Raw genomic sequence first — 10,619 nt, 5'->3', positions numbered from 1 at the left:
ATTCATCAACGGGAGAGTTCGCACTACTCCCAAAGGACTAATCCGGGTCAGCAAGGCGTGGACGCGTTGCGGCGCGCATAGAAGAACCACGTCACCACCGCGCACACCACATAGAAGCCGATGAAGCACACGAGCGCGCCGACCGGTGAGCCGGTCATGTCGAGCGACGAGCCAAAGCTCTTCGGAATGAAGAAGCCGCCGTACGCGCCCATCGCGCCCGCGAAGCCGAGCACCGCCGCCGATTCCTTGCCCGCTTCGGCGAGCGCGCCGCGCTGTGCGTCATCACCCTTGCTCTTCGCGGCGCGTTGATGCTGCGTCAGGAAGATCACGGGAATCATGCGGAAGGTCGAACCGTTGCCGATGCCGGTGAGCGCGAACAGCACGACGAACATCGCGAGGAAGCCGGCGAAGCTGCCTTGTGCGCCGCCCAGCGCGCCGCCCGGCAGGAACGCGATCACGCCCATCACCGCGACGATCATCGCGAGGAAAGTCCACAGCGTGACTCGCGCGCCGCCGAGCTTGTCGGAGATCCAGCCGCCGACGGGGCGCGTGAGCGCGCCGGCGAGTGGCCCGAGGAAGGCCCATGCAGTCGGGTTGATGGCGGGAAACTCCGCCTTGGTGAGAAGCGCGAGGCCGGCCGAGAAACCGATGAACGAGCCGAACGTGCCGACATAGAGAAAGCACATGATCCAGTTGTGCGCGCGGCGGAAGATCACGGCCTGCTCGCTGAACGAGGCCTTCGCGTCGGCGATGTCGTTCATGCCGAACCACGCGGCGAACGACGAGACGACGATGAGCGGAATCCACACGAAGCCGGCGTTCTGCAGCCAGATGCTGTGCTCGACGCCGTCCTTCACGTAGGTGTGCCCGTCGCCGAGCAGGCCGGCGAACACGGCTGTCGAGATGACGATCGGTGTGACGAACTGCACGAGCGAGACGCCGAGGTTGCCGATGCCCGCATTGAGGCCGGTGGCGAAACCCTTGCGCGCCTTCGGGAAGAAGAAGCTGATGTTCGCCATCGACGAGCTGAAGTTCGCGCCGCCCAGACCGCACAGCAGGGCGAGCACGAGCAGCGTCGAATACGAGGTGGACGGATCGCGCAGCGCGAAGCCCATGCCGAAGGCCGGGATCAGCAGACTCGCCGTGGAGATCGCCGTGAAGCGGCGGCCGCCGAAAATCGGCACGAGAAACGAATAGAAGATGCGCAGCGTGGCGCCCGAAAGCGCGGGCAACGCCGTGAGCCAGAAGAGTTCGTTCTTGGTGAAGTGAAAGCCGCCCTTGTCGAGATTGACGACCGTGACGCTCCACAGCGACCACACCACGAACGCCAGCATCAGCGCGGGAATCGAAATCCACAGGTTACGGGTGGCGATCTGCTCGCCGGAAGCCTGCCAGAACCGGGCGTTCTCAGGCTCCCATTGGGTCAGGAGATACTTGGACATGATTGTGCTCGTTCAGTAGGCGCCGCACGCGCGGCGCAAGTTGGATCATTCGGAGTACGTGGTTTCCTTCGGCGCCGGCGGCGCGGCTCGAACCTTGTGCGCGAGCTTCGCGCTGCCGTGGGCGAGCGCTTCGGGGCGGAACGAAAAGTGCATGAACAGCAGGCTCACCAGGGTGGCGCCGAACATCAACATGAAGCAGGTGGTACGCACGCCCGTGAGGTCGACGAGCAGGCCGAACAGGATCGGCAGCACGAAGCCCGCGAGACCGCCCGCCAGCCCCACGACGCCGGAGACGGCGCCGATGTTGTCGGTGTACTCGTCGCCGATGAACTTGAAGACCGAGGCCTTGCCTACCGCCATCGCAATGCCGACGACGAACATCAGCACCGTGTAGAACACCGGTCCGGTGCTGATATGCAGACCGAGCGGGCCATGCGCGCTGTGGATCGTGAAGTCGGTCGGCGGGTAGCTCAGCAGGAAGAAGCACGCGAGCGCGACCCACATCACGGCCCACGTCGTGCGATAGGCGCCGTAGCGGTCGGAGAGCCAACCGCCTGCCGCACGCAGCACGCCGCCGGGCAACGAGAAACACGCCGCGAGAAACGCAGCCTGCTCGATGCCGAAGCCGTACTGGTTCACGTAGTACTGCGGCATCCACAGCGACAGGCCGACATAGCCGCCGAACACCACCGAGTAGTACTGCGCGTAGCGCAGCACACGCGGGTCGGCGAGCACGCGCAACTGGGCCGCCACGCTCTGCGTGCCAGGCACGCGGTGCGCCGGGTTGCTCGCGGAGAATATCCAGAACAGCAGCGCGGTCACGAGCATCGCAACGGCGTAGACCTTGGGCACGATGGTCCACGTGCCGGCCGCGACGATCAGCACGGGCGCCACGAACTTGTTGAGCGCGGCGCCCGAATTGCCTGCGCCGAAGATGCCCATGGCGAGACCCTGGCGCGACTTCGGGAACCAGCGTGCGACATAGGGCGTGCCGACCGAGAACGATGCGCCGGCGAACCCCACGAACAGGCCGAGCGTGAGGAATTGCCAAAGTTGCGTCGCGTACGAGACGAGCCAGATCGGCACGACGGTCGCGAGCATGGTGATGAAGAAGACGATGCGCCCGCCGAAGCGGTCGGTCCAGATGCCGAGCGGAACGCGGGCGAGCGAGCCCGTGAGCACGGGCATCGCGGCAATCAGGCCGAATTCGGTATCGGTGAGGTGAAGCTGCTTTTTGAGCGGAATGCCGAGGATCGCGAACATCATCCAGACGGCAAAGCAGATCGTGAACGCGAAGGTACTTGAACCCAGCACGCGCCAGGCACGGCTATCGGCGACAGGTTCCGCCTGCGGAGATGGGGCGGCTTTCATGAATTTCCCTCTTGTCGTTTAGTTGACTTGACAAGAGTAGGAAAGACGAAAGGTGCGGGCTATTGCTATTCTCCGCAGGGAGTGCGCGACGATGCGCCACTAGAACTTAAGGAGTAGTACCGCGGGAACGAGTTGGCGCGGAAGAGAAATCGCATGCATGCGAACGCGCCAGAGAGCAATAAGATTAATTCGAAAAGCCGTAGCGTGTCATGAAACACGCTACGGCATGGTGTCGCACGCGATCAACCAAAGATCAGCGGAACACGACCGTCTTGTGACCGTTGAGCACGATGCGATGCTCCACGTGCCACTTCACCGCGCGCGCGAGCGTCACGCACTCCACGTCGCGGCCGATGGCGGTGAGCTGGTCCGGCGTCATGTTGTGATCCACGCGCTCGACTTCCTGCTCGATGATCGGGCCTTCGTCGAGATCGGACGTCACATAGTGCGCCGTGGCGCCGATCAGCTTCACGCCGCGATCGAACGCCTGGTAGTACGGCTTCGCGCCCTTGAAGCTCGGCAGGAACGAATGGTGGATGTTGATCGCGCGGCCTTCGAGCGCCTTGCAAAGCTGCGGCGAGAGGATCTGCATGTAGCGCGCGAGCACCACCAGATCGACGCCTTCGCGGTTCACCACTTCGAGCACGCGCGCTTCCTGCGCGGCCTTGTCGGCCTCGGTGCCGCCGAGCAGCGGGAAGTGATGGAACGGAATGTTGTAGCTCGCGGCGAGCTGATAGAAGTCCTTGTGATTCGAGATGATCGCTGGAATCTCGATAGGCAGCTGGCCGGTGCGATAGCGGAACAGCAGGTCGTTCAGGCAATGGCCGATCTTCGAGACCATGATGACGACGCGCGGCTTCACGTTCGCGTCATGCATCTCCCAGCGCATGCCGAACTCCTGCGCGAGCGGCTCGAATGCGCTGCGCAGACCGTCGAGGCCCGGGTCGCCGCCCACTTGCTGGAAGTGCACGCGCATGAAGAACTCGCCCGTGTGGCTGTCGCCGAACTGGGCCGAGTCGAGGATATTGCTGCCGCGCTCGAACAGAAAGCCCGACACGGCGTGCACGATGCCAGGCCGGTCGGCGCACGACAGTTTGAGGATGAAGCTGTGATCGGTCGACATGACCTTGGTAACTCCCGTCAAGACTTGGTGTTGCTAAAAGGGCTTTGGGCTTTGCTAAAAGAACCGGCGCCCTTTCACAGCGTCGGCGGTTCGAAGATCGCGGCAATGCCCTCGCACGCGTCTTCGTCTATCCATCGGCGGCGCAGCAGGCAGTCGAGCGTCGCGAGGCTCGCGTCTACCGTCATCGCGCCCTCCTCGATCCAGCGCGCGGCTTCGTCGATGCGTGCGAGGCGATGCTCGCCCACTTCGCCGTCCTGGTTGTGCGGCACGAAATCGGCCGGGAGCACGAGATCGTAGATGAAGATCTGCTCAGCCTGCGTGCCCTCTGGCAGCGACTGCAGCACGTGCACGGTGCGGCCCGCGCGCGCCTCGCGCGCCAGCTCCTCGGCAATGCCCGCCTCTTCCCAGCATTCCTTCACGAGCGTGGCCTCGATCCCGAAGCCCCAGCCGATGCCGCCCGCCACGACGTTGTCCAGCATGCCGGGGTCGGTGGCCTTGGTATCACTGCGCCGCGCGATCCACAATTGCGGCGCGCCGGGCGCGCCTACGCCGGCCGCACCGGAATCTGCGTATTCTACGACGCCGTTCAGATGAACCGCGTACGTCATCGTGCCGAAAAAGCGCGAGGCCGCACGTTCGATAAAGGCGAGCGGCGGCGCATCGAAGGTGTTGCGGATCGCGTAGGTTTCGTTGCGCCAGCCGGGAATGTGCCCTTGCGCCGCGAGTGCGCCGATCACCGAACCGAGCGCGGCGCTGCGTGCATCGACGCTATCGAAGTGCGGGGCGAGCGTCACGCGGGCGCTATCCGCATCGCCGTCGATTTCGAACACGTCGGGCCAGCGTGCGAGCCGCGCCACGTCGTTCTCGCGTATCCAGCCCACGCGCTCGTCACCGATGTGAAACGGCAGATGCGCGCCGGCATCGAAGCGTCGCGCGTCGATAATGCAAGGCAAGCTCATCGATCAGGACTCCATAGATCAGTCGCGCAGGGCGACGCGTATGCCGATGGCGATGAAGGTAACGCCGGCGAGGCGGTCGAGCCACACGCCCGCGCGCGGGCGGCGCTTCAGCCAGCCGCCGATCGTGCCCGCGCACAGCCCGAAGAGGGAGAACACGACGACCGTCTGCGCCATGAACACGAGGCCGAGCTCGAGCATCTGCAGCGTGACGGGCTGCGCGCCATGCGGGTCGACGAACTGCGGCAGGAACACGACGAAAAACAGCGTCACCTTCGGGTTCATGATGTTGCCGAGCACGCTCTGGCGAAAGATCGCGGAGAGCGGCTGGCGCGGCTTGTCGCCGGCGGCGGCGAGGCCCTGGCTGCGCAGCGCCTTCACGCCGATCCACACGAGATACGCGGCGCCCGCGAGCTTGAGGATCTGGAATGCGAGCGGCGAAGAACGCAGCACGGCGGCCACGCCGAGTGCCGCGAGCGTGGTGTGGAACGTCACGCCCGCGGCGAAACCCAGCGCGGCCACGAGGCCGGCGGCGCGGCCCTGCGAAATGCCGCGCGCGAGCACCTGGAGATTGTCGGGACCGGGCGCGAACGTGATGGCGATGGAGGTGGCGAGAAAGAGCGCGAAATTCGGCATGAGATCGACTCGTGACGGTGGGCGTTCGGGTTGTTTCAGTGGCCGCCGAAGGCGGTCACGGTGAAGAGCGGCAGGCCGGCATCGGTGAGCAGCCTCGAGCCGCCCAGATCCGGCAGGTCGATGATCGCGGCGCCCTCCACCACGCTCGCGCCGAGGCGTTCGAGCAGCAGCTTGCCGGCCATCATGGTGCCGCCGGTGGCGATCAGGTCGTCGACGATCACGACGCGGTCGCCCTTGCTGCAGGCATCCTCGTGAATCTCGACGGTCGCTTCGCCGTATTCGAGCTTGTAGGTCTCGGAAACCGTCTTGTACGGCAGCTTGCCGATCTTGCGGATCGGAATGAAGCCCACGTTCAGCTCATACGCGACGATCGGCCCGATGATGAAACCGCGCGCGTCGAGCCCGGCCACGTAGTCGAGCTTCGCATCGACATAGCGCTCGACGAACAGGTCGATCAGCACGCGCAGGCCCTTCGGATTGCCGATGAGCGGCGTGATATCGCGGAACTGCACTCCCGGCGCAGGCCAGTCGGGCACCGTGCGGATCAGGCTGTTCACGAACTGGGCGGCTTCAGCGCTCGGGTTCGCAGGTGCGTTGGACATGATTTCTCCGGGTAATGACCAGACAAGAACGGTAGAGTTATTTAAACGGGGCTGGACCGCTTGGCGCGGTCTCGCGATCGCGCGAACGACGGCGTATCAGACCGCCGCCGCGCCCGCACCGGCCGCGCCCGGCTTGCGATGCCGCGAAAGCCGCTCCTCGGCCTGCGCGAGCTGCTCGGGCAGACCGCGCAGCACGACGATGTCGGCCTCGCGCAGTTTGGTCGATGGGTCCGGTTCCACACCGCGAATGCCGTGGCGGCGGATCGCCGTCACCTCGACGCCAAGCTCGTACAGACCCAGTTCCGCGAGCGTGCGGCCCACGGCGTCGGCGCGCTCGTCGACCGGTACGGATTGTAGCCGCACCTGCTCGTGACCGTCCTCGCCCACATCGTCGGTACCGTGGAAGTAGCCGCGCAGGAGGCTGTAACGTTCGTCGCGCAGTTCCTCCACGCGGCGCACCACGCGCCGCATCGGCACGCCCATCAGCACCAGCATGTGCGAGGCGAGCATCAGGCTGCCTTCCACGATCTCCGGAATCACCTCGGTCGCGCCCGCGGCGAGCAGGCGTTCGAGATCGGCGTCGTCCACCGTGCGCACGATCACGGGCAAGGTGGGCTCCAGTTCGTGAATGTGATGGAGCACGCGAAACGCCGATTGCGTATTGGCGTACGTGATCGCCACCGCGGCCGCGCGGTGGATGCCCGCCGCGACGAGCGATTCGCGCCGCGCGGCGTCGCCGAACACCACCGACTCGCCCGCCGCCGCAGCCGCCGCGACGCGGTCCGGGTCGAGGTCGAGCGCGACGTACGAAAGGCCTTCGTATTCGAGCATGCGCGCGAGATTCTGCCCCGCACGGCCGTAGCCGCACACGATCACATGGCCGCTTTGCTTGATGCTTTGCGTGGCGATGCGCGTCATCATCAGCGACTGCTGCATCCATTCCGTCGAGGAGAGGCGCAGCACGATGCGGTCGGCGTTCTGGATCAGGAACGGCGCGGCGAGCATCGACAGCAGCATGGCCGCGAGGATCGCCTGGAGCAGCGTGGCGTCGACCAGATGCTTGTCGAGAATGAGGTTCAGCAGCACGAAGCCGAACTCGCCGGCCTGCGCGAGACCGAGACCCGTGCGCATGGCCACGCCCGGCGAGGCGCCGAAAATACGCGTAAGCGCCGTGATGAGCACGGCCTTCATCACGACCGGCCCGAGGAAGAACGCCGCCACCATGATGGGGTGCTGCCAGATCACGTGCGGGTTGAGCAGCATGCCCGTGGTCACGAAGAAAAGCCCGAGCAGCACGTCGCGAAACGGCTTGATGTCCTCTTCCACCTGGTGCCTGTACGGCGTCTCGGCGATCAGCATGCCCGCGATGAAGGCGCCGAGCGCGAGCGAGAGGCCGAACTTGTCGGTGATGAACGCGGCGCCCAGCGTGACGAGCAGCACGTTGAGCACGAACAGCTCCTGCGAGCGGCGGCGGGCGACCACGTTGAACCAGCGCGTCATGAACTTCTGGCCGACGATGAGCAGAATGCCGAGCGCGAGCACGATCTTCACGGCCGCCGTGCCGAGCGACTCGACGAGCGACGCCGACGAACCGCCGAACGCCGCGATCACGATGAGAAGCGGCACCACGGCCAGATCCTGGAACAGCAGCACGCCCAGAATGTTGCGGCCATGCTCCGATTCGATCTCGAGCCGCTCGGAAAGCATCTTGCTGACGATGGCCGTCGACGACATGGCGAGCGCGCCGCCCAGCGCCACGCAGGCCTGCCACGTGATATGCACCCACGGTTCCAGCACGAGCCCGAGCAGGAGTGCCACGACGATCGTGCCCATCACCTGCGAAAGCCCGAGTCCGAACACGGCGTGGCGCATGGCGCGCAGCTTCGAGAGCGAGAACTCGAGGCCGATGGAGAACATCAGGAACACGACGCCGAACTCGGCCAGGTTCTGCGCGCCGTGCGTGTCCGGCACGATGCCGAGCGAGCGCGGGCCCACGAGAATGCCCACCGTGAGGTAGCCGAGCATCGGCGGCAGATTCAGATAACGAAACAGCACGACGCCAACCACCGAGGCGAGCAGCAGGAACAGCGTCATTTCCAGCGGGGAGATCATCGTGTGAAGCGTCCTCGTTCGTCTGCGTCGTTACCGGCGATGCAAATTCTGCCCCGCGCCGGGTCAATGATCGACGCCAGGGCGGCTAAGGCCTGTTTACATGAATAACGGGCTAAATGGGAAGGGCTACGGAGAAACGGCTGCGCAAGCCCGGCGGCTCGCGCACGGGGTTTTGGCGCTGGGGGCGCCGGCGCGGCGCGCAGACGCCTTTGCTATACTCCGCGGATGATAGCGAAAATCAATGGCGACCGGGCGCTGAAGCTCGCTCGCAACGTGCTCGACATCGAAGCGGACGCCGTGCGCGGGCTTCGCGACCGGCTCGACGACAACTTCGTCGGCGCGGTCGACCTCATCCTCAGCTGCCGTGGACGCGTGGTCGTTTCCGGCATCGGCAAATCGGGCCATATTGCCCGCAAGCTCGCGGCCACGCTGGCCTCCACGGGCACCCCCGCGTTTTTCGTGCACCCGGCGGAAGCGAGCCACGGCGACCTCGGCATGGTCACCGCCGACGACGTCTTCATCGGCCTGTCGAACTCCGGCGAATCCGAAGAACTCGTGGCGATCCTGCCGCTCGTCAAGCGCATTGGCGCGAAGCTCATCGGCATGACGGGCAATCGCCCGCAATCGACGCTCGGCCAGCTTTCCGACGTGCATCTGGACGCCGGCGTGGAGAAGGAAGCCTGCCCGCTGAACCTCGCGCCCACCGCCAGCACGACGGCGGCACTCGCGCTCTCCGACGCGCTCGCGGTCGCGGTGCTCGACGCACGCGGCTTCGGTGCCGACGACTTCGCGCGCTCGCATCCGGGCGGCGCGCTCGGCCGGCGCCTGCTCACCTACGTGCGCGACGTGATGCGCACGGGCGACGAAATCCCGAAGGTGCGCGACGACGTGACCGTGCGCGACGCCCTCTTCCAGCTCACGGCCAAGCGCATGGGCATGACGGCGGTCGTCAACGCCGACAACCACGTGCAGGGCATCTTCACGGATGGCGACCTGCGCCGTGTGCTCGAGCGCGTGGGCGATTTCCGCGACCTGCCGATCGCTCAGGTCATGACGAAAGGCCCACGCACGATCGGCCCGGACCAACTTGCCGTCGAAGCTGTGGAACTGATGGAGCGCCATCGCATCAATCAGATGCTGGTCGTCGATGCCGAGGGCACGCTGATCGGCGCCCTCAACATGCACGACCTGTTCTCCAAGAAGGTGATCTGATGGCTAGCCCACTCGACGCAACCGCGCGCGCCGCGCGTGTGCGCTTGATGATTTTCGACATCGACGGTGTGCTCACCGACGGTGGCCTGCTCTTCACCGGCGCGGGCGACACGATGAAGGCGTTCAACTCGCTCGACGGCCACGGCGCGAAGCTCCTGCGCGAAGCCGGCATCGACACGGCCATCATCACCGGGCGCCGTTCGGAGATCGTCGCCGTGCGCGCGAAGGAACTGAAGATCACGCATCTGTGGCAAGGCGTGGAAGACAAGCGCGTCGCGTTCGCCGAGCTGCTCTCGCAAACCGGCATTGCGCCCGAAGCGTGCGGCTACATGGGCGATGACTGGCCCGACCTCGGCGTGATGCTCCAGTGCGGCTTCGCGGCTGCGCCCGCGAACGCCCACCCCGACGTGCTCTCGCGCGCCCACTGGGTGTCCGACAAGGTGGGCGGCCACGGCGCCGTGCGCGAAGTCACCGACCTGATCCTGCGCGCGCAGAACCGCTACGACGCCCTGCTCGCCGCGGCCTGCGCGCCGCTCGCCGGGATGCCGCGATGAACCACCAGAAGTTCCGCCTCACTTCGCTCGTGCCGCTCGTGTGCGTCGCCGCGCTCGCCGGTTTCACGTGGTGGCTGCTGCAGGCCGTCCAGCCGCGCGAGAAGGAGGCGGCGCCGCGTGCGCCCACGCATACGCCCGACTATTTCGCCGATAACTTCTCGGTGTCCGAGCTCGACCAGTCGGGCGCCACGCAGTACCGGCTCACGGCCACGCACATGGTTCACTACGAGGACGACGAGAACAGCGACCTCACGAACCCGGCCGTGCGCGCATTCCAGCCCGGCAAGCCGATCGTCACGGCCACCGGGCTGCGCGGCACCGTCAACGCCGACGCCTCGATCGTCAATCTGTACGACAACGCGCGCATTCTGCGCGCGGCGGGCGCCGGCGACCCCGAAATGCAGGCTGATTCCGAGCATTTCAAAGTGCTCGTGAACGACGATGTGATCCTGACCGAAAAGCCGGTTAAACTTCGACGCGGCCAGTCGGTCATGACGGCCACCAGCGGCATGAACTACAACAATGTCTCCCGGGTCATCCAGCTCTTCGGCAACGTCCGTGGAGCCATCGCCCCGGCAGACTCCGGCGGCTCGTCCTGAACGCCGGGCCGT

10 protein-coding genes are annotated in these 10,619 nt (G+C 65.8%); 3 read left to right on the top strand and 7 right to left on the bottom strand.

The window, feature by feature from the left end; translation table 11 throughout:
• Nucleotides 1–47 precede the first annotated feature (47 nt).
• The 7 genes from AB3X99_RS22160 to AB3X99_RS22130 form a co-directional block, all read right to left on the bottom strand.
• Nucleotides 48–1,442, bottom strand: coding sequence for a NarK family nitrate/nitrite MFS transporter (locus AB3X99_RS22160; RefSeq protein WP_069264832.1), 1,395 nt, complete (start codon nucleotides 1,440–1,442; stop codon nucleotides 48–50).
• Nucleotides 1,443–1,487: 45 nt separating this feature from the next.
• Entirely contained in the window at nucleotides 1,488–2,813 is a 1,326-nt protein-coding gene (locus AB3X99_RS22155) for a nitrate/nitrite transporter (RefSeq protein ID WP_368618129.1), read from the bottom strand.
• A 253-nt stretch (nucleotides 2,814–3,066) separates the two neighbouring features.
• Nucleotides 3,067–3,936 carry a formyltetrahydrofolate deformylase gene (gene purU / locus AB3X99_RS22150; protein ID WP_069264838.1) on the bottom strand — a complete coding sequence of 290 codons (870 nt, stop codon included), beginning with the start codon at nucleotides 3,934–3,936 and terminating at the stop codon, nucleotides 3,067–3,069.
• Nucleotides 3,937–4,010: 74 nt separating this feature from the next.
• A complete protein-coding gene (locus tag AB3X99_RS22145) occupies nucleotides 4,011–4,895 on the bottom strand; it encodes a DUF4743 domain-containing protein (RefSeq protein WP_069264841.1) in 885 nt (294 codons plus the stop codon).
• Nucleotides 4,896–4,913: 18 nt separating this feature from the next.
• The gene (locus tag AB3X99_RS22140; protein ID WP_342919437.1) at nucleotides 4,914–5,528 is read right to left on the bottom strand and encodes a LysE family translocator; all 615 of its coding nucleotides are present in this window, start codon (nucleotides 5,526–5,528) and stop codon (nucleotides 4,914–4,916) included.
• A 35-nt stretch (nucleotides 5,529–5,563) separates the two neighbouring features.
• Nucleotides 5,564–6,130, bottom strand: coding sequence for an adenine phosphoribosyltransferase (locus AB3X99_RS22135; protein ID WP_368618128.1), 567 nt, complete (start codon nucleotides 6,128–6,130; stop codon nucleotides 5,564–5,566).
• 96 nt (nucleotides 6,131–6,226) lie between these two features.
• Nucleotides 6,227–8,242 carry a cation:proton antiporter gene (locus tag AB3X99_RS22130; RefSeq protein WP_069264848.1) on the bottom strand — a complete coding sequence of 672 codons (2,016 nt, stop codon included), beginning with the start codon at nucleotides 8,240–8,242 and terminating at the stop codon, nucleotides 6,227–6,229.
• A gap of 225 nt (nucleotides 8,243–8,467) precedes the next feature.
• Between AB3X99_RS22130 and kdsD the strand changes: the two genes are divergently transcribed.
• Genes kdsD through lptC form a run of 3 tightly spaced genes read left to right on the top strand, consistent with a single transcriptional unit; the run spans nucleotide 8,468 to nucleotide 10,607 of the window.
• Nucleotides 8,468–9,454 carry an arabinose 5-phosphate isomerase KdsD gene (gene kdsD / locus AB3X99_RS22125; protein WP_069264850.1) on the top strand — a complete coding sequence of 329 codons (987 nt, stop codon included), beginning with the start codon at nucleotides 8,468–8,470 and terminating at the stop codon, nucleotides 9,452–9,454.
• Nucleotides 9,454–10,008 (top strand): HAD family hydrolase, encoded by a 555-nt coding sequence (locus tag AB3X99_RS22120; RefSeq protein WP_069264851.1) that lies wholly within the window; start codon nucleotides 9,454–9,456, stop codon nucleotides 10,006–10,008. The genes kdsD and AB3X99_RS22120 overlap by 1 nt, the downstream gene beginning before the upstream one ends.
• Nucleotides 10,005–10,607, top strand: a complete 603-nt coding sequence (gene lptC, locus AB3X99_RS22115; protein ID WP_342949516.1) for an LPS export ABC transporter periplasmic protein LptC — start codon at nucleotides 10,005–10,007, stop codon at nucleotides 10,605–10,607. The genes AB3X99_RS22120 and lptC overlap by 4 nt, the downstream gene beginning before the upstream one ends.
• The last annotated feature ends 12 nt before the right edge of the window (nucleotides 10,608–10,619 follow it).

Origin of the sequence: Paraburkholderia sp. BR10882, from assembly GCF_040948855.1 — a bacterium.
Taxonomy (GTDB): domain Bacteria; phylum Pseudomonadota; class Gammaproteobacteria; order Burkholderiales; family Burkholderiaceae; genus Paraburkholderia; species Paraburkholderia nodosa_A.
The sequence above is the reverse complement of the archived record's forward strand: the minus strand, read 5'-3'. Positions and strand labels throughout refer to the sequence as shown.

Excerpts from the sequence above, each read along its gene's own strand:
- AB3X99_RS22160 (WP_069264832.1), bottom strand. The coding sequence starts at position 1,442 with ATGTCCAAGTATCTCCTGACCCAATGGGAGCCTGAGAACGCCCGGTTC.
- AB3X99_RS22155 (WP_368618129.1), bottom strand. The coding sequence starts at position 2,813 with ATGAAAGCCGCCCCATCTCCGCAGGCGGAACCTGTCGCCGATAGCCGT.
- purU (WP_069264838.1), bottom strand. The coding sequence starts at position 3,936 with ATGTCGACCGATCACAGCTTCATCCTCAAACTGTCGTGCGCCGACCGG.
- AB3X99_RS22145 (WP_069264841.1), bottom strand. The coding sequence starts at position 4,895 with ATGAGCTTGCCTTGCATTATCGACGCGCGACGCTTCGATGCCGGCGCG.
- AB3X99_RS22140 (WP_342919437.1), bottom strand. The coding sequence starts at position 5,528 with ATGCCGAATTTCGCGCTCTTTCTCGCCACCTCCATCGCCATCACGTTC.
- AB3X99_RS22135 (WP_368618128.1), bottom strand. The coding sequence starts at position 6,130 with ATGTCCAACGCACCTGCGAACCCGAGCGCTGAAGCCGCCCAGTTCGTG.
- AB3X99_RS22130 (WP_069264848.1), bottom strand. The coding sequence starts at position 8,242 with ATGATCTCCCCGCTGGAAATGACGCTGTTCCTGCTGCTCGCCTCGGTG.
- kdsD (WP_069264850.1), top strand. The coding sequence starts at position 8,468 with ATGATAGCGAAAATCAATGGCGACCGGGCGCTGAAGCTCGCTCGCAAC.
- AB3X99_RS22120 (WP_069264851.1), top strand. The coding sequence starts at position 9,454 with ATGGCTAGCCCACTCGACGCAACCGCGCGCGCCGCGCGTGTGCGCTTG.
- lptC (WP_342949516.1), top strand. The coding sequence starts at position 10,005 with ATGAACCACCAGAAGTTCCGCCTCACTTCGCTCGTGCCGCTCGTGTGC.